Raw genomic sequence first — 18,289 nt, 5'->3', positions numbered from 1 at the left:
GAACTTACCCTTAAATTTATTGTGAAACCGATCCTAAAGTCCCAAAAGCTCAATAACGTCTGTTACGACATACGTGGGCCAGTGCTTGAGCTTGCTCAGCGCATGGAGGAAGAGGGCCACAAAATCATCAAATTAAACATTGGAAACGTAGGGGTTTTCGGTTTTGATCCGCCTGAAGAGATTCAGTTGGACATGATTCGCAATTTAAGCAACGCTTCAGCTTATTCTGATTCCAAAGGAATCTTTGCTGCTCGCAAAGCCATCATGCAGTATTGCCAAGAAAAAGGCATCCAAGGCGTAACTTTGGACGATGTCTATACAGGCAATGGCGTTTCTGAACTCATCGTTCTCTCGATGAATGCACTCTTAAATGATGGCGATGAGGTTTTGGTTCCAATGCCAGATTACCCACTATGGACTGCTGCTGTGAGTTTATCGAGTGGCACGCCTGTGCACTATCTTTGTGATGAGTCTAAAGAATGGGCCCCAGACTTAAATGATTTGCGTAAAAAAATTACGCCGCGCACAAAAGCAATTGTGGTGATTAATCCAAACAACCCAACTGGTGCAATTTATTCCAAAGAAGTATTGATGGAGTTAACGCAAATTGCACGCGAACATGGTTTGATTTTGTTTGCTGATGAAATTTACGACAAGATGTTGTATGACGGTGAGAAGCATCTCTCATTAGCCTCTTTATCTACAGATGTAGTCATCATCACCTTCAACGGCCTGTCTAAGAATTACCGCTCATGCGGCTACCGCGCTGGCTGGATGATCGTTTCGGGCGATAAAGAAATGGTTCGCGACTATATCGAGGGCCTCAATATGTTGGCCTCGATGCGCTTATGTGCGAACGTGCCGGGTCAGTATGCAATTCAAACTGCGCTGGGTGGTTATCAAAGCATTGATGACTTAGTGAGTGAGGGTGGTCGCCTTGCAAAGCAACGTGATCTGGCTTGGAAACTCATTACCGATATTCCGGGCGTCACTTGCGTCAAACCAAAATCCGCTTTGTATTTATTTCCAAAACTCGATCCTGAGATCTATCCGATTGAAGATGACCAGCAGTTTGTTGCCGATCTCTTGAAGGAAGAAAAAGTATTGTTAGTGCAGGGCTCTGGTTTTAACTGGGGAAAACCTGATCACTTCCGTGTAGTGTTCTTGCCTCACGAAGATGTGCTGAAGGAAGCTATCAGCCGCCTTGCACGTTTTCTGGAGCGTTATCGTAATAAACACAGCCGTAAGGCATCTTCAACTGCAGCAAAGGCATCATGAAACCGATTCAAGTAGGTCTGTTAGGTATTGGCACCGTTGGTGGTGGCGTATTCACTGTTCTCGAGCGTAACCAGGATGAGATTACCCGTCGTGCTGGGCGTGGTATTCGCATTAATACGGTTGCTGATTTAAATGTAGAGCGCGCTAAGGAGTTGGTTAAGGATCGTGCACAAGTGGTCAATGATGCTCGTGCCGTGATCAATAACCCAGAGATCGACATCGTTGTTGAGTTGATCGGTGGTTATGGCATTGCTAAGGATTTGGTTCTTGAGGCTATTGCTGCTGGTAAGCACGTTGTTACAGCAAATAAGGCATTGATCGCCGTTCACGGCAATGAGATCTTTAAAGCAGCGCATGCTAAAGGGGTAATGGTTGCCTTTGAGGCTGCTGTTGCAGGCGGTATCCCCATTATTAAAGCCTTGCGTGAAGGTTTAACTGCAAACCGTATCGAATGGATTGCCGGCATTATTAACGGTACAACCAATTTCATCTTGTCAGAGATGCGCGATAAAGGTTTGGATTTCGGCACCGTGCTTAAAGAAGCACAACGATTGGGTTACGCAGAAGCGGATCCAACTTTCGATATCGAAGGCGTTGATGCAGCACATAAAGCTACCATCATGAGTGCGATTGCATTTGGTATTCCAATGCAGTTTGAAAAAGCACACATTGAAGGCATTACTAAATTAGATGCGATTGATATTAAATATGCCGAACAATTGGGCTATCGCATTAAGTTACTTGGCATTGCTAAGAAAACTTCATCAGGTGTTGAATTACGCGTGCACCCAACCCTCATTCCTTCCAAGCGTTTGATTGCTAACGTTGAAGGTGCTATGAATGCCGTTCAGGTATTTGGCGATGCTGTAGGCACTACTTTGTATTACGGTAAAGGTGCTGGCTCAGAACCAACGGCCTCAGCAGTGATTGCCGACTTGGTGGACATCACTCGTTTATTAAGTGCTGATGTAGAACATCGTGTACCTTACTTGGCTTTCCAGCCAGATGCTGTGCATGACACGCCAGTATTACCAATTGGCGAGATCACTACTAGCTACTACTTGCGCTTGCGTGTAGCTGATCAGGCTGGGGTGTTAGCGGATATCACAAAGATCTTGGCATCACACGGTGTTTCCATCGATGCGCTCTTACAAAAAGAGGCTGATGAAGGTGAAAGTCAAACTGATTTGGTAGCCCTCACTCATGAGACCAAAGAAAAGAACATGCTTGCCGCAATTAAAGAGATTCAAGCTCTCAAAACTGTCGCTGGTGAAGTAGTGAAGATCCGTTTAGAAAATCTGTCTTAAGTAAAACTTAGCAAAATACATGCGTTACCAATCTACTCGTGGCAATAGTCCACAACAATCATTCTTAGAAATTTTGTTGGGTGGATTGGCGCCTGATGGCGGCTTGTATTTACCTACCCAGTACCCAAAAGTCACCGCAGCGCAATTAGATTCTTGGCGTGGCTTGTCGTATGCCGATCTCGCCTATGAAGTATTGAGTTTGTACTGCGACGATATTCCTGAAGCAGATTTGCGCGCACTCTTGCGAAAAACGTATACAGAGCAGGTTTATTGCAATGGTCGTGCGCAAGACAATGCTAAAGATATTACGCCTTTGCATTGGTTAGGCGAGGAACATGGAACACGAATTGGTCTCTTGAGTCTCTCAAATGGACCAACGTTAGCCTTCAAAGATATGGCCATGCAATTGCTAGGCAATCTTTTTGAGTACGCCCTCAAGAAAAAAGGTCAGCAGCTCAATATTTTGGGTGCCACATCTGGCGATACTGGTAGTGCGGCTGAATACGCGATGCGTGGCAAGGAGGGTGTGAAGGTATTTATGCTTTCACCACGCGGCAAGATGAGCGCCTTTCAGTCAGCGCAAATGTATTCCTTACAGGACCCCAATATTTTTAACTTAGCAGTAGCTGGCGTCTTTGATGACTGCCAGGATATTGTTAAAGCGGTAAGTAATGATCACGCCTTCAAAGCAAAGAGCCAAATAGGTACAGTGAACTCGATTAACTGGGGTCGTGTAGTTGCTCAAGTGGTGTATTACTTCCAGGGTTATCTATTAGCTACTAAATCTAGCTCTGAGAAGGTCTCATTTACCGTCCCTTCCGGCAACTTTGGCAATATCTGCGCTGGTCACGTTGCCCGCATGATGGGTCTGCCGATTGAGCATCTGATTGCTGCCACAAACGAGAATGATGTGCTTGATGAGTTTTTCCGCACCGGCGTCTATCGTGCGCGTAAGTCTGCTGAGACGCTGCATACTTCTAGTCCATCCATGGACATCTCAAAAGCAAGTAACTTCGAGCGTTTCGTATTTGACTTTATGGGTAAAGATGGCAAAGCAACTGCAGCTATGTTCAAGCAGGTTGATGAAGTTGGTGGTTTTGATATCTCGAAAGATATAGTCTTTAAAGAGCTTGGTAAATATGGCTTTCAGTCTGGCCGCAGCACCCATGAGAATCGCCTAGAAACTATTCGTGACATTGATAAACGCTACGGCGTCATGATTGATACGCATACTGCTGATGGCATTAAGGTAGCTCGCGATCATCTGCAGGCTGGTATTCCGATGATTGTGCTCGAGACAGCACTTCCAATTAAGTTTGAAGAAACTATTGAAGTTGCTTTAGGTCGCCCTGCAGAATGTCCGCCTGCTTTCAAAGACATTAAGTCCAAGCCGCAGCGTGTAGAAAATATCGACGCAGATGTAAATCAAGTAAAAGATTTCATCACAACGCATCTCAATTAATGCTCGCCGAGCAATACAAGCCGCTATGACTAAGCCACCGATGTTGACTGCGCAGCAGACTTTAGATCATTTGCTTTCTCATGCTCAAGCAGTCATTGAGAATGAGAAGGTTGCTATGCAGGCCGCTTTAGGTCGCGTGCTCTCTGAAAACGTGAGTAGCTTAGTTGATGTGCCTCCATTGGATAACACCTCGATGGATGGTTATGCCGTGCGCACTGCGGATACTCAAACTGCTGGAAGTATTCTCAAGATTGCTCAACGTATTCCAGCTGGCTCTATGGGCATGCAACTGGAGCCCGGTACTGTTGCCAGAATTTTTACTGGTGCTCCCGTTCCTCCTGGTTCTGATGCAGTGGTAATGCAAGAGGATTGCGCGACAGACAGTGAGACTAATCAAGTAACCATCAATATTGCGCCAACATCAGGTCAGTGGATTCGTCGCAGAGGCGAAGATTTAACAGCTGGCAAAACTTGTTTGACTGCTGGCACATTCTTGCGCCCACAGGAGTTAGGTGTTGCTGCTTCAGCCGGATTGACTCATTTAAACGTTAAGCGTCGGGTAAGGGTGGCAGCATTTTTCACTGGTGATGAGTTGGCGCTTCCAGGTGAGCCCTTAAAACCAGGCGGCATATATAACTCTAATCGCGATACTTTATTGGCTTGTCTCAAGTCTTTAGGTTGTGACGCGACCGATTTAGGCATTGTTCCAGACCGCCTAGATGCAACACGCGCAGCATTGCGTAAGGCCAGTAAAGATCATGATTTGATCATCACTTCCGGCGGTGTTTCAGTTGGTGAAGAAGATCATATTAAGCCGGCAGTTACTGCTGAGGGTAGATTGGATCTGTGGCAGATCGCCATTAAGCCTGGTAAGCCGCTGGCCTTTGGTGCAGTTCGCAAATCAGATGAGCCCAAAGATGGTGAGGCCTGGTTTATTGGTTTGCCAGGTAATCCAGTTTCTAGCTTCGTTACCTTCCTGTTGTTCGTGCGTCCTTTCATTTTGAAGTTGCAGGGGCGCGAAGCCAAGCTTCCTCAATCCTATTTCATGCGCGCTGATTTTGATTGGTTAAAAGCTGATCGTCGCAATGAGTTTTTACGTGTCAAGATTAATGATCAAGGCGGCTTAGATTTATTCCCCAATCAAAGCTCTGGCGTCCTCACAAGCGCCTCTTGGGGTGATGGTTTGTTAGATTGCCCACCAAACCAGCCAATTAAAACTGGTGATCTAGTGAAGTACATCCCTTTTGATGCGCTTCTCAAATAATCGGTTTACGATAAGCTCATGAAACTCGAATTACGATTCTTTGCCTCATTGCGTGAAGCCCTTGGTGTCTCGCAAGAGAGTATCACTATTCCCGCAACAATCAAAACCATTGCCGATCTTAGGTCGCATCTTATCGAGCGCGGTAGCCCTTGGGCTGAGGTCTTAGCAGAAGGTAAAGTATTGCGCTGCGCTTTGCATCAGCATATGGTTGATGCAAGCACTCCATTGCAAGATGGTGCTGAAGTGGCTTTCTTTCCTCCGGTAACTGGAGGCTGATATGCCGATCAAAATCCAAGAAAGTGATTTTGATGTCAGTGAAGAAATAGCCTCACTACGCAAAGGTGACCCACGTGTTGGTGCGGTAGTGACTTTCTTGGGTACCGTCCGCGATATGAATGACGGTAGCCAAGTAAAAGGCATGACGCTTGAGCACTACCCCGGCATGACTGAGAAGGCTTTACAGGAAATTCTGGATCAAGCCAAGGCCCGCTGGGATATTTATCAAACCCTAGTAATTCATCGTGTTGGTCCTTTGTTGCCCGAAGATCAAATCGTGCTGGTAGCGGTCGCTAGTGCACATAGAGGTGAAGCTTTTGCTGCTTGTGAGTTCATTATGGATTACCTCAAAACAGCAGCGCCATTCTGGAAAAAAGAAGACACCCCTGATGGTGCTCGCTGGGTTGATGCCCGTGTAACTGACAATGTTGCAATGGCTCGTTGGAAGTTAAGCTGACTTCACTTTCCTTGATGTATTAAATCCTCATTCGAGGTTTTTATTGGTGCATCAAGCTGCATCAAAATGTGTGCTTCTGCACCATTTCAGGGAATATATTGGTGATTACCCGCAAATTTAGATCAAAATACAACAACAAAAGCAATTAAGAAATTTTGATTCAACAAAACCCTGGAGATTCTCATGACAGCAGCAGCATTGAGCACGGAAAGTGCTAGTAGTAACCCCTTAAAGTCGAAATGGGTGCAATTGGCTTTGGGTGTCATTTGTATGATGTCCATTTCTAGCCCGCAATATGTATGGGCTTTATTCACGAAGCCGATCATGGGTCAGCTTGGCGTTACTTTGACCGAATTACAAATAACATTTTCGATCTTGATTGTGTTGCAGACTTTTTTCTCACCATTCCAAGGTTATTTAGTGGATAAGTTTGGCCCCCGCCTTTTGTTATCTATTGGCACCATTCTGACGGGCGCAAGCTGGGTTCTTTCAGCGAACCTGACCACCGTATCTAATCTTTACCTCACCTACGGTGTATTAGGTGGCCTGGGTACCGGTATTGTTTATATCGGCGTTGTTGGCTTGATGGTTCGTTGGTTTCCAAATAATCGTGGCTTTGCAGTAGGTATGGTTGCTGCTGGTTACGGCATCGGTGCATTACTGACGACTTTCCCAATCTCGACTAGTTTGACTGATACAGGCATTCAGGGCACGTTGACATTCTTTGGATACATTATTGGTGCTGTTGGCTTATTGGCTGCACAAGGTATTCGCGTTCCTCACGCTGATCGCGTGCAAACAGCCGATCAAATGGCGGCTGCTGCATCTGGAGTTGCGCCAAAGGTAATGTTAAAGACACCAGTTTTTTGGCTCATGTTTTTGATGATGTCCATGATGTCTACATCCGGATTGATGGTGATCTCACAGATGGGCGCATTTGCAAAAGATTTTGGTATTACATCAGCCATGGTTTTTGGTATGGCCGCCTTGCCTCTGGCCTTAACCATTGATCGCGTTACCAATGGTTTAACTCGACCAATATTTGGCTGGGTATCTGACCGCATTGGACGTGAATATACGATGACCATCGCTTTTGGTTTGGAAGCTGTTGCCATGTCTGCTTGGGTGATGACACGCTCTGATCCTGTGATGTTCGTATTGCTCTCAGGTATTGTGTTCTTTGGTTGGGGTGAGATTTTCTCCTTGTTCCCATCTACTTTGACTGATACCTTTGGTCAAAAGCATGCCACCACAAACTACGGATTCTTATACATGGCTCAAGGCGTTGGTTCCATTATCGGCGCTCCAGTTGCAGCTTATATTCATGGTGTGACTGATAGCTGGCTACCAGTATTTGCCATCATGATCGTGTTGGATGCTACTGCAGCTCTCCTAGCGTTCTTCGTATTACGCCCAATGCGTGCTAAGTACATGAAGACACTGACTGCATAAGTTAAAAAATATTGCATAGAAAAAAGGCTACCAATTAGGTAGCCTTTTTTAATTTCACAAAATAATTGTTCAATACTAAAATGAGCTCACTGCGCCATCGCTTCTAGGGTCCCATCCGCCTTGCAATATTCCGGATGGGTTGCGAATAATGCAACCTGCATGACCAACGGTTTCATCAAAGGCGTCTAACATTTCAATTTCATGGCCTAAGGCATGAAGTTCTTTTGCGACTTCTGGACCAAAGCGTGATTCTAGTTTTAAGCTATCACTCGTTTGTCCCCAGGTGCGACCCAGTAACCAGCGTGGGCGACTAATAGCATCCTGTGGGTCAAGGCCATAAGTTGCTGTACGAGTAAATACTGCGCACTGGGTTTGTGGTTGACCATCACCACCCATCGTTCCATAAACCATTGAGCGACCATCTTTAAATAAAGCCATCGCTGGGTTAAGGGTGTGAAAAGGCTTACGATACGGCTCAAGGTGATTGAGTGTGTTTGGATCGAGAGAAAAGCTGCAACCCCGGTTTTGCCAGTTGACACCTGAGGTAGGAAGCACAATGCCTGCGCCAAACTCATGGTAGATGCTTTGAATGAAAGAAACGCAATTACCATCACCGTCAATAACGCCCATCCAAATGGTGTCTGCAGGACCTTTACCTTGGCCCCATGGAAGTGCTTTGTTGGGGTCAATATTCTTGGCTAACTTTTTCAGGAATGCAGGCGATAAGAAGGTTTGCGCATTCTCTGTCATATACGCAGGATCTGTTACAAACTGATCGCGTATCTTAAATGCTTGCTTGGTGGCTTCAACGCAGTGGTGAACGTATTCTGGGCTATCTACTTTGAAGCGTTTTAAGTTCAATTGATCCAAGATGCCAATGATCATCAATGAGACAACGCCTTGTGTAGGTGGTGTCATGTTGTAAACATTACCCATGCTATGTTTTAGCTCAAGAGGGTCTATGAGTTTTGCCTTGTGACGGTGCAAGTCATCTAATCTCAGTGGGCTTCCTAGCTCTGCGAGTTCTTTAGCTAATGATTCAGCCAGTTCGCCGCGGTAATAATCATCAGTCCCTTTTTTAGCAATCTGACGCAATGTTTTTGCGAGACGTTCTTGTTTAAAGATACTGCCAACAGTAGGCGCTTTGCCATCCACCAAAAAAGTCTCTGCAAAGCCAGGAATAGGGCTGAGTTCCTTACGCTTCTTTTCGGTGAGGCTTGATTGGCTGAAGGTAACCGGTGTGCCAGCTTCTGCATAGTGAATCGCATCTGCCAGCAGACGGGACAGCGGTAGTTTGCCTCCTAACCCCTGTTTTGATAACTTGTGTGCTGCGCCCCAACCGGATATGGTTCCAGCAACCGTATTGGCCGCTACTGCACCACGAAAAGGGATTGCTTTGGTAATGCCGCGTTCTGCGTACCATTGCTTTGTCGCTAAACCAGCAGCTGCGCCACAGGCATCAATTCCACCCATTGCTTTGCCAGGAGAATGAATAACCCAGAAGGAGTCTCCGCCTATGGAGTTCATATGGGGGTAGACCACAGCAATAGTTGCTGCTGCAGCAATCATTGCTTCTAAGGCGTTCCCGCCTTCTCGTAAAACAGCTAAGGCTGATTCTGATGCTAAGGAGTGTGGCGCGACCGCCATTCCTCGAGTTCCCCATTTTGGTTGCATGATTGGTCTCCAGTTCAATAATTGGTTTTTTATGCCTATATTGTAGGGCTCATGCATGCAGTTAACTGACTTGTCATGCACAAATTTGGTTAACCTCACATGGCCAATGAGTACTTCTAATTCTGAAAGAAAGTCAGCTTTTGGGATCGCGGCAAGCTCTTTAGGCGAAGCTCGGCTTTCGATGCCTCAGATCGATTAGGGTGCTCTTGAGTGGCCAAGAGGACAACTGGTCTGCGCGCTCTTGTATAGCGAGCGCCTTGCCCTGAGTTATGGGCTTCTAAGCGATGCTCCATACGATTGGTGATGCCGGCATAGTAGGTGCCGTCAGCGCATTCAAGAAGGTAAACAAGCCAGGTCAAAATAGGAAAAATTAGGGTTAAAAGTGGGGTAGATGCTTGAAATTATTAATATTGCCCTTATATTCTATAAATAGATATAGATGGAGTTGATTGGGTACAAAAAATGAGAATAGATAAATTAACAACCAAATTTCAAGAGGCCTTAAGTGAGGCCCAAAGCATTGCTTTAGCTAAAGATAATCAATACATCGAGCCAGCCCATCTGCTGTTGGCGATGTTGCGAGATTCTGATGGTAGCGCCAAGAGTTTATTGACTCGAGCTGGAGTCAATGTTCCCGGTCTAGAAAAAGGCGTTGAGAAGATTATTGGCAATTTCCCTGAGGTGCAGGGTACTAGTGGAGAAGTGCAGGTTGGCCGTGATTTGAGTAACTGGCTAAATCTTTGTGAAAAAGAAGCCAATAAGCGTAATGATCAATTTATCGCAGGCGAATTGTTCTTGCTGGTAGTGGCCGATGACAAGGGTGAGCTCGGTAAAGTTGCCCGAGAGAATGGATTAAATCGCAAATCGTTAGAAGCGGCTATTGATTTAGTGCGCGGAGGAGAATCAGTGAATAGTGCAGATGCTGAAGGCCAACGTGAAGCCTTAAAGAAATACACAGTAGATTTGACTGAGCGGGCTCGTATGGGCAAACTCGATCCAGTCATTGGTCGTGATGATGAGATTCGTCGCACCATTCAGATTTTGCAACGTCGCGGTAAGAATAACCCTGTACTCATTGGTGAGCCTGGTGTGGGTAAGACTGCGATCGTTGAAGGTTTAGCGCAGCGCATCGTTAATGGCGAAGTGCCTGAGACTCTGAAAAATAAGCGCGTCCTAGTCTTGGATATGGCCTTACTTCTAGCTGGTGCTAAGTACCGCGGTGAATTCGAAGAGCGCTTGAAAGCAGTTCTCAGTGATGTCGCTAAAGATGAAGGTCAAACCATTATCTTTATTGATGAGATTCATACGATGGTTGGTGCTGGTAAAGGTGATGGCGCAATGGATGCCGGCAATATGCTCAAACCCGCCTTGGCCCGTGGTGAATTGCATTGCATCGGGGCAACGACTTTGGATGAGTACCGCAAGTACATCGAAAAAGATCCTGCTTTGGAGCGTCGTTTTCAAAAAGTGATGGTGGAAGAGCCTACCGTTGAGGCAACTATTGCCATCTTACGTGGTCTTAAAGAGCGATATGAACTGCATCATGGTATCGAAATTACTGATCCAGCGATTGTTGCGGCTGCTGAGTTATCGCATCGCTACATTACGGATCGTTTCTTGCCAGATAAGGCGATTGATCTGATTGATGAAGCGGGTTCGCGCATTCGAATGGAGATCGACTCTAAGCCTGAAGTGATGGATAGGCTGGAGCGTCGCATGATTCAATTGAAGATTGAGCGTGAAGCGGTTAAGAAGGAAAAAGATGATGCTTCGCAAAAACGTCTAGGCCTCATTGAAGATGAAATTAAACGTCTGGGCGCTGAGTATGCTGATTTAGAGGAGGTTTGGAAGGCTGAGAAAGGGGCCGTGTTGGGCGCAGCTCAGCTGAAAGAGGAGATTGAAAAAGTAAGAGTAGATATTGCAAAGTTACAACGTGATGGCAAATTAGAGCAGGTTGCTGAGTTGCAATATGGCAAGTTACCTGAGCTCGAGGCTAAGTTAAAGTCTGCTGCTGCTGCAGAAGCCAAGGGCGATAAAGATGGCCTTGTGAAAAACAAATTACTACGCACTCAAGTTGGCGCAGAAGAAATTGCCGAAGTAGTTTCTCGTGCGACGGGTATTCCGGTATCCAAGATGATGCAGGGCGAACGCGATAAATTGCTCAAGATGGAAGAGTTATTGCATAAGCGCGTGGTTGGTCAAGAAGAGGCGATTCGTGCAGTATCTGATGCAATTCGTCGCTCCCGCGCTGGTTTGGCAGAAGAGAATCGTCCTTACGGCTCATTCTTATTCCTTGGGCCAACTGGTGTTGGTAAGACTGAGCTTTGCAAAGCATTGGCTGGCTTCTTGTTTGATAGCGAAGATCATTTGATTCGGATTGATATGAGTGAATTCATGGAGAAGCATAGCGTTGCCCGTTTAATTGGCGCGCCTCCTGGCTATGTAGGTTATGAAGAGGGCGGTTATTTAACTGAGCAAGTTCGTCGTCATCCTTATAGCGTGATCTTGTTCGATGAGATTGAGAAAGCGCATCCAGATGTATTTAACGTGCTCTTGCAAGTGCTTGATGATGGCCGCTTAACTGATGGTCAAGGCCGCACTGTGGACTTTAAGAACACTGTCATTGTGATGACCAGTAATATTGGTTCGCATTTGATTCAGTCAATGGTAGATAAGAAGCAAGCAGAAATTAAAGAAGCGGTATTTGAAGAATTAAAAAATCACTTCCGCCCTGAGTTCTTGAACCGTATTGATGAAATCGTTGTATTCCATGGTCTGGACAAAGGCAATATTGCCAATATTGCGAAGATTCTGCTTAAAAACTTGTCAGATCGTTTGGCTAAGGTCGATATGCAGCTTGAGGTCAGTGACGCCGCTCTGAATAAGATTGCCGAGGTGGGCTTTGATCCAGTCTTTGGAGCAAGACCGCTTAAGCGGGCGATTCAGCAGCATATTGAAAACCCAGTCTCCAAGATGATTTTGGAGGGCAAGTTTGGGCCCATGGATGTAGTGCCTGTCGATGTCGATAAGGCAGGTGAGTTTAGCTTTAGCCGTCAGGTTCATTAATTAGTCCTAAGTAGCAAATACGTAGTTCAGCAGGAATATTCCTGCCCTAGTAAACTCGGTACATGACTGTTGCGCTTAGTAGGCGTGCCAGTGATGTCCGGGTTATTGGTCTCATTAGCCTAGCTCACGGCAGCTCTCATTTCTTTCATTTAGTGCTACCTCCCATGTTCCCATGGTTGAAGGATGCTTTTGCATTGAGTTATGCCGAACTCGGTTTACTCATGTCAGTCTTTTTTGTCGTGTCTTGTATAGCTCAAGCTACATCTGGTTTTTTAGTGGACCGTATTGGGGCTAGACCAGTTCTCTTCGGTGGTGTTGGTTTGCTTGTACTTGCAGCGCTGGTATATTCACAAAGCAATGGTTACGCCATGCTGTTACTGGGCGCGGTCATTGCTGGTTGCGGTAATGGTATTTTTCATCCTGTTGATTACACGCTTATCAATCACAAAGTATCACCACCCAATCTTCCATACGCCTATTCAATGCATGGTGTCACCGGGTACTTGGGTTGGGCAGCTGCGCCAGCCTTCATGGTGGCGATTGCTCAATTAGCTGATTGGCGGATTGCATTCTTGTCTGCAGCCCTGCTAGAGGCTTGTGTCTTGGCGATTCTTTGGGTTAATAAAAATGACCTCTTAGATAATGTCAAAGAGCGTCATGAGAATACGCATGAGAGTGCGCAGGCTGCCAATCCTGGCGTGGCTCAGGAAAGTCCATTTGCGTTCTTGCGTTTGCCAGCGGTTTGGTTATGTTGGGCCTTCTTTTTCTTTAGCATGGCATCTACATCCAGCCTGCAATCTTTTGCACCAAGCGCGCTCTTTAGTATTTATGAGATTCCTTTGAATGTAGGCAGTTACTACATCACGCTTCTGGCCTTAGGGAGTGCTGGAGGGGTTTTATTTGGGGGTTACTTAGCGGCAAAGTTGCAGGCACCAGAAGGAATTGTCTCTACCTGTCTCTCAATTACGGTAGTAATGTGCTTATTGCTATCTACAGGATTTATTTCAATTGATCTCATTCCCATCATTTTCTTTGCTCTGGGATTCGGGTATGGAGTGGTGGCACCTTCACGAGATCTACTGGTGAAAAAGGCGACTCCACAAGGTGTAGCTGGACGGGTTTACGGAATCGTCTATTCGGGGATTGATTTAGGCGCGGCAGTTGGCCCATTTATTTTTGGCTTCTTTATGGATGCTGGTTTGCCCAAAGCCTTGTTCCTTGGAATCGTTGTATTCCAGCTCATGATTATTCCAACCGTTTTTCAGGTGAAATCAAAAAGCCGGCAAGCAGCCTAAAGTAATGCGGCTTTAATCTTTTTCGCAAATTCAACCGCACGCGGATTGTCGCCATGAATACACAGGGTATCGGCCTGGATTTTGATTTCACTACCATCAATTGCAATCACTTTCCCATTCCTTGACATATCGATCGCTTGGTTAAGTGCTTCGGATTCATCCTCAATGACAGCGCCCGCCTGACTTCGTGGAACCAAAAAACCTTCTTTAGTGTATTTGCGATCTGCGAATACCTCTTGCCATACCGGCACATTCAATTCTTTTGCAGCATCGATCATACAGCTTCCTGCTAAACCATATAGAATGACTTCGGGGCCTAAATCTTTTACGGCCCGTGCTATTCCTCTAGCAAGCTTCATGTCCTTAGCTGCTTGGTTGTATAGGGCACCATGGGGTTTGACATGATGTAATGTAGTTCCGGCGGCCTTAACAAAAGCTTTTAAGGCGCCAGCCTGGTAGAGGACATAGTTGTATGCATCTTGCTCAGATATAGCCATCTCTCGCCTTCCAAATCCCTCGAGATCCGGAAAGCCAGGGTGCGCCCCAATATGCACACTCTTTTGGGTTGCCATTTCAACCAATTTCTTCATGCGGGCTGGATCACCAGCATGCCATCCACAGGCGATATTGGTGGATGTAATGTAGTTAAGTAATAAGGCATCGTTACCCATTTCCCAGGCACCAAAGCCTTCGCCCATATCGCTATTAATGTCCATTATGTATTTCCACTGGTTTGAATCATTGTTTGAATCGAGTTAATGGTTGATTGTTGTAACTTTAACGCTTCCGTATTCAAAAGATCTGCCTCCTGAATATCGATAGGGATAAATTGTATTTTTTCGCCTGGTCTAACTTGCGCTAGCTTCACCATATCGGAGCGAATAATTTCGGCTAAGCGTGGATATCCACCGGTGGTTTGGTGCTCTGCAAGCATCACAATAGGTTCATGTGATGGTGGGAACTGTAAAGTTCCAAACGTAATTGCTTGCGATGGGATATTGGGCAAATCCTTTTTTACCTTGAACTCACCTTGAAGACGCAGGCCCATGCGGTTACTTTGATTGCTCACAGTCCAAATAGTGGACCAAAATAATTCTCGCTCTTGAATCGGGAGGAGGGATAAATGCGGGCCTGCTAAACAATGGACGGGGGTAACCGCTCTTAGAGGCACAAAAGGTGATCTCACATGCCATTTTGTATAGCATGGCAATTGATCTTCTTTGAATAGAGGTTTCAATAAGGTAGATTTGAGTGGCGCATGAGGATTCGTGAGCGATAAAATTTGACCTTTTTCTATACGCTTTGGTCCGATATCTGCACTGATGTGTGATCCTGAGCGACCTAAAATCTCTGGTAACTGTAGCCCACCGCCGATCGCTAATACCGCACGGAATCCGGAGTTGAACGGCAAGAATTTAAGCGTACTTCCCTTTGCTAACCAAACGGGTCGATTCCCAGGGATGCGTTGACCATTCACAATGCCATCGCAATCTGCTCCAACCCAGGCGATACAAGTTGCTTGATGAAATAGAAGGGTTGGACCGCTAGACGTCATTTCTATAGCAGCCATTCCTATTGGATTGCCCACTAAAGCATTGGCAAGATGCAATGAGGATAAATCGCAAGCACCTCCAGGGCCCACTGCCCAATGTGAAAATCCCAATCTTGGCTCATCTTGAATGCTCGTAAAAGTTCCCGACTGTAATACTTCAATAGATCCTTCAGCATTGTTTTTATCTAGTGCGCGGATAACTTCCTGATGTGAATTTTTCCGATCTAATTTTTGAAACTCATCCAATGTAATTTCTTCAATCTTCATTTGGTCGCCCGCCATGAATAATCCTGGCGGATGATTTTGAATATCAAACATTTGATTGGGGGATCTACCAATCAGATTCCATCCCCCAGGTGTAGTTCGTGGATAAATTGCGGTTTGTAACTCTGCAATTGCCACGCTACCTTTCGGGACTGCTGGCCGGGGAGAGGGCAGGCGAGGTAGGGCCAACTTGGGGTTAAGGCCACTGAAGTACGCAAACCCAGGCATAAAACCTAGAATATCTGCCGTATAAAAATTGTTTTTATGAAGATAGATTGTCTCTTCAGTGGATAGTTTGCAGGCCTTAGCGATGGCGTGTAGATCTAATGCAACATCTGGGTGATAGCAAACTTGAATGCGGTGAATCTTGGCTGGATAAGCCGAATGCTTCTTTTGCTTTTCTCCTTGCTTGCTGATTTTTTCTAGGTCTGCGAAAGCTTGCTGGCGCGTTAAGCTTGGCTCCTTAATTCCACTCTGCAATTGAATAACCAATGAATCCAATCCGGGCACGACTTCAGCAGCCCATAAGGGTTTTTCGGCTAAGAGCAATTTGCTAAGCTCATGAATATCTTTTAAAGCTTGCTTTGATTTTGAGAAATCAATCGATATGCTGTGGTCGCCAATTAGTGTGCAGTGCATCATGATGGAGTGTTAAGGGTTTTCTCTAGTTTGCCCTGCAGCAGGAGTAATTGAGTTATAAAGATGGTACTCATTCATTAATTTAAAGCCTAAAAAATAAAGGAGACAAAATGAGTCAACAACCAGATACCAGTCTGACTGGTTTTTACAAAGTCATGAATCCCAAGGAGAAGAAAACCTTTTGGGGTTGCTTCTTAGGCTGGGCATTAGACGGCATGGACTTCATGATTTACCCTTTAGTAATTGGAACCATTATTGCAGTATGGCAGGTTGATCGGGGTATGGCCGGTCTTGCAGTAACCGGAACTCTTTTAGCCTCTGCTTTTGGTGGATGGTTTGCAGGTTATTTAGCCGATCGAATCGGTCGTGTTCGCACTCTTCAGTTCACGATTCTTTGGTTCTCTAGTTTTAGTTTGATTTGTGCATTCACACAAGACTTTAATCAGCTCATGATTGCTCGCGCACTCTTGGGTTTTGGTTTCGGTGGTGAGTGGGCAGCTGGCGCAGTATTGATGGGCGAGACTATTCGTGCTGAATATCGTGGTCGTGCTGTAGGTACTGTGCAATCCGCGTGGGCAGTAGGTTGGGGCGCTGCAGTTCTCTTACAAGCCATTATGTTTAGTTTATTGCCGGCAGATATGGCCTGGCGCGCAATGTTTGTTGTGGGCTTCTTCCCAGCATTACTTTTGCTCTATATCCGTCGTAATGTAGAGGAGCCTGAGATTGCGAAGATTGCTCGTGAAAAAGTAGAGGCAGCCGGGGAATCACCATCTATTTTTGAAATCTTCAAGCCTGGTATTTTAAAAACAACTATTCTTGCTTCTTTGTTAACCATGGGTGCACAAGGTGGTTACTACGCTATTACTACTTGGGTGCCAACCTTCCTAAAGGCTGAGCGTAAATTGACAGTGGTTGGTTCCACTGGTTACTTGGCATTCTTAATTGTTGGTAGTTTTGTTGGTTATTTAGTTGGCGCTTGGATGGCTGATCGCTTTGGCCGCCGGAAACTCTTTACGACTTTCTCATTGGGTGCAATTGTTTTGGTGTTGGCTTATACCCAGTTAGAAATCACGAATGAAATGATGATGTGGCTTGGCTTTCCTTTAGGATTTTTTGCCAGCGGTTATTTCTCAGGTATGGGTGCATTTTTAACTGAGTTATTCCCAACACGTTTGCGTGGATCTGGTCAGGGCTTTTGCTACAACTTTGGTCGCGGTATCGGCGCCTTATTCCCTGCTTTAGTTGGTTACTTCTCGGCTCAATATGGATTGGCCATGGCGATTGCGATCTTTGCAGTCATTGCTTACGGCGTTTTCTTTATAGCCGCAGTAATTCTTCCCGAAACTAAAGGACGCGAATTGCAGGCTAACTAACGGTTTTTTGTGACAAAAAAAGATATTCCGTTTTGCCCAGGACCGCCCGATCATCAGGGCGGTCCTTTTCCTTTCAAGATGCCTGTAGGTGCCGTAGACACTCATGCACACGTCATTAGCGCTGCTAGTTTTGTGCCTGATCGTTCTTATACCTCTCCTGAGGCAACAGAGGAGCAATACATCCGAATGCTTGATGAGGTTGGGATGACCTATGGCGTGCTAATTCAAGTCAGTGTAAATGGTCAAGATAACGAGCCAATGCTGAAGGTGTTGAAAAATTATCCGCATCGCTTGCGTGGAGTCGCGGTACCGTTGCTTGGTCAAGCGGATTCTTATTACCAGCGAATGAAAGATGCCGGCGTAGTGGGTATTCGTATGAATCTGATGTTTTCCGGTGGCGGTTTAGATATCTCAAGGCTTGAAGAATGTGATGCGCTAGCAAGGGATTGGGGATGGCATATTCAATTTTTGTTAGATGCAAATGATCTTCCAGTGTTAATGCCGCGCATGCAAAAGTTAAAGTCCACGCTAGTGGTTGATCACATGGGCTACTTAAGAACTTCTGTTGGTCTGGATTCACCTGGTTTTAAAGCACTCGTTGATTTGGTGCGAGAGAGGGCATGGGTCAAGGTGTCAGGTGCATATCGATTAACTGATCAATCACCCCCTTATCCAGATGTGGTCCCTTATGCAAAGGCATTAATTGATGCCGCGCCTGATCGTTGCCTCTGGGGTTCTGATTGGCCGCACGTGGCCAATTGGGGTGTTATGCCAACTGTGGCGCAGATGCTTGAAAGCCTCGCTTTGTATGCGCCAGATGAGTCCATTCGCAATCGCATCCTCTGCACCAATCCGCAGACGCTTTACTTTTCATAATGTGAAATTGCATTACGCTGCGTAAAATGCACTGCAGCAAGTTACCCCTTGTTT

Annotated in this window: 15 protein-coding genes; 11 read left to right on the top strand and 4 right to left on the bottom strand. The window is 45.8% G+C overall.

Annotation, left to right across the window (positions count from 1 at the left end):
* The first annotated feature begins 21 nt into the window (after positions 1-21).
* The 7 genes from ICN36_RS03515 to oxlT all read left to right on the top strand — a co-directional run bounded on the left by ICN36_RS03515 (position 22) and on the right by oxlT (position 7,496).
* On the top strand, positions 22-1,278 hold the full coding sequence (locus ICN36_RS03515; RefSeq protein WP_216227022.1) for an aminotransferase class I/II-fold pyridoxal phosphate-dependent enzyme: 1,257 nt from the start codon (positions 22-24) through the stop codon (positions 1,276-1,278).
* On the top strand, positions 1,275-2,585 hold the full coding sequence (locus tag ICN36_RS03510) for a homoserine dehydrogenase (protein WP_216227021.1): 1,311 nt from the start codon (positions 1,275-1,277) through the stop codon (positions 2,583-2,585). The genes ICN36_RS03515 and ICN36_RS03510 overlap by 4 nt, the downstream gene beginning before the upstream one ends.
* Positions 2,586-2,604: 19 nt before the next feature.
* A complete protein-coding gene (gene thrC, locus ICN36_RS03505; protein WP_216227020.1) occupies positions 2,605-4,047 on the top strand; it encodes a threonine synthase in 1,443 nt (480 codons plus the stop codon).
* Positions 4,048-4,087: 40 nt separating this feature from the next.
* Positions 4,088-5,311, top strand: coding sequence for a gephyrin-like molybdotransferase Glp (gene glp / locus ICN36_RS03500; protein WP_216227145.1), 1,224 nt, complete (start codon positions 4,088-4,090; stop codon positions 5,309-5,311).
* A gap of 18 nt (positions 5,312-5,329) precedes the next feature.
* Positions 5,330-5,587, top strand: coding sequence for a molybdopterin converting factor subunit 1 (gene moaD / locus ICN36_RS03495; protein WP_216227019.1), 258 nt, complete (start codon positions 5,330-5,332; stop codon positions 5,585-5,587).
* 1 nt (position 5,588) lies between these two features.
* A complete protein-coding gene (gene moaE, locus ICN36_RS03490; RefSeq protein WP_216227018.1) occupies positions 5,589-6,044 on the top strand; it encodes a molybdopterin synthase catalytic subunit MoaE in 456 nt (151 codons plus the stop codon).
* Positions 6,045-6,227: 183 nt separating this feature from the next.
* A complete protein-coding gene (oxlT, locus tag ICN36_RS03485) occupies positions 6,228-7,496 on the top strand; it encodes an oxalate/formate MFS antiporter (protein ID WP_216227017.1) in 1,269 nt (422 codons plus the stop codon).
* A 75-nt stretch (positions 7,497-7,571) separates the two neighbouring features.
* Here oxlT and ggt read toward each other — a convergent pair whose 3' ends face one another.
* On the bottom strand, positions 7,572-9,170 hold the full coding sequence (gene ggt / locus ICN36_RS03480) for a gamma-glutamyltransferase (protein WP_216227016.1): 1,599 nt from the start codon (positions 9,168-9,170) through the stop codon (positions 7,572-7,574).
* A 116-nt stretch (positions 9,171-9,286) separates the two neighbouring features.
* Positions 9,287-9,529, bottom strand: a complete 243-nt coding sequence (locus tag ICN36_RS03475) for a GIY-YIG nuclease family protein (RefSeq protein ID WP_083564245.1) — start codon at positions 9,527-9,529, stop codon at positions 9,287-9,289.
* 103 nt (positions 9,530-9,632) lie between these two features.
* Between ICN36_RS03475 and clpB the strand changes: the two genes are divergently transcribed.
* Entirely contained in the window at positions 9,633-12,236 is a 2,604-nt protein-coding gene (gene clpB / locus ICN36_RS03470) for an ATP-dependent chaperone ClpB (RefSeq protein ID WP_216227015.1), read from the top strand.
* Positions 12,237-12,298: 62 nt separating this feature from the next.
* Positions 12,299-13,531 (top strand): MFS transporter, encoded by a 1,233-nt coding sequence (locus ICN36_RS03465; RefSeq protein WP_216227014.1) that lies wholly within the window; start codon positions 12,299-12,301, stop codon positions 13,529-13,531.
* On the opposite strand, the gene ICN36_RS03460 is transcribed toward ICN36_RS03465, so the two are convergent.
* Positions 13,528-14,247 (bottom strand): 5-oxoprolinase subunit PxpA, encoded by a 720-nt coding sequence (locus tag ICN36_RS03460; protein ID WP_216227013.1) that lies wholly within the window; start codon positions 14,245-14,247, stop codon positions 13,528-13,530. The two genes, ICN36_RS03465 and ICN36_RS03460, sit on opposite strands and share 4 nt — an antisense overlap.
* Positions 14,247-15,989 (bottom strand): 5-oxoprolinase/urea amidolyase family protein, encoded by a 1,743-nt coding sequence (locus ICN36_RS03455; RefSeq protein ID WP_216227012.1) that lies wholly within the window; start codon positions 15,987-15,989, stop codon positions 14,247-14,249. The genes ICN36_RS03460 and ICN36_RS03455 overlap by 1 nt, the downstream gene beginning before the upstream one ends.
* A 107-nt stretch (positions 15,990-16,096) precedes the next feature.
* On the opposite strand from ICN36_RS03455, the gene ICN36_RS03450 reads away from it, so the two are divergent.
* Positions 16,097-17,359 (top strand): MFS transporter, encoded by a 1,263-nt coding sequence (locus ICN36_RS03450; protein WP_216227011.1) that lies wholly within the window; start codon positions 16,097-16,099, stop codon positions 17,357-17,359.
* A gap of 9 nt (positions 17,360-17,368) precedes the next feature.
* Positions 17,369-18,235, top strand: coding sequence for an amidohydrolase (locus ICN36_RS03445; RefSeq protein WP_370623402.1), 867 nt, complete (start codon positions 17,369-17,371; stop codon positions 18,233-18,235).
* Positions 18,236-18,289: the final 54 nt, after the last annotated feature.

This window comes from Polynucleobacter sp. UK-Gri1-W3 (assembly GCF_018881595.1).
In the GTDB taxonomy this organism is placed as follows: Bacteria; Pseudomonadota; Gammaproteobacteria; order Burkholderiales; family Burkholderiaceae; genus Polynucleobacter.
This window is presented reverse-complemented; position numbering and strand designations above follow the sequence as displayed.

What these genes read in the sequence shown, in the direction of transcription:
- ICN36_RS03510 (WP_216227021.1), top strand. Translation starts at nt 1,275, where the DNA reads ATGAAACCGATTCAAGTAGGTCTGTTAGGTATTGGCACCGTTGGTGGT.
- thrC (WP_216227020.1), top strand. Translation starts at nt 2,605, where the DNA reads ATGCGTTACCAATCTACTCGTGGCAATAGTCCACAACAATCATTCTTA.
- glp (WP_216227145.1), top strand. Translation starts at nt 4,088, where the DNA reads ATGTTGACTGCGCAGCAGACTTTAGATCATTTGCTTTCTCATGCTCAA.
- moaD (WP_216227019.1), top strand. Translation starts at nt 5,330, where the DNA reads ATGAAACTCGAATTACGATTCTTTGCCTCATTGCGTGAAGCCCTTGGT.
- moaE (WP_216227018.1), top strand. Translation starts at nt 5,589, where the DNA reads ATGCCGATCAAAATCCAAGAAAGTGATTTTGATGTCAGTGAAGAAATA.
- oxlT (WP_216227017.1), top strand. Translation starts at nt 6,228, where the DNA reads ATGACAGCAGCAGCATTGAGCACGGAAAGTGCTAGTAGTAACCCCTTA.
- ggt (WP_216227016.1), bottom strand. Translation starts at nt 9,170, where the DNA reads ATGCAACCAAAATGGGGAACTCGAGGAATGGCGGTCGCGCCACACTCC.
- clpB (WP_216227015.1), top strand. Translation starts at nt 9,633, where the DNA reads ATGAGAATAGATAAATTAACAACCAAATTTCAAGAGGCCTTAAGTGAG.
- ICN36_RS03465 (WP_216227014.1), top strand. Translation starts at nt 12,299, where the DNA reads ATGACTGTTGCGCTTAGTAGGCGTGCCAGTGATGTCCGGGTTATTGGT.
- ICN36_RS03460 (WP_216227013.1), bottom strand. Translation starts at nt 14,247, where the DNA reads ATGGACATTAATAGCGATATGGGCGAAGGCTTTGGTGCCTGGGAAATG.
- ICN36_RS03455 (WP_216227012.1), bottom strand. Translation starts at nt 15,989, where the DNA reads ATGATGCACTGCACACTAATTGGCGACCACAGCATATCGATTGATTTC.
- ICN36_RS03450 (WP_216227011.1), top strand. Translation starts at nt 16,097, where the DNA reads ATGAGTCAACAACCAGATACCAGTCTGACTGGTTTTTACAAAGTCATG.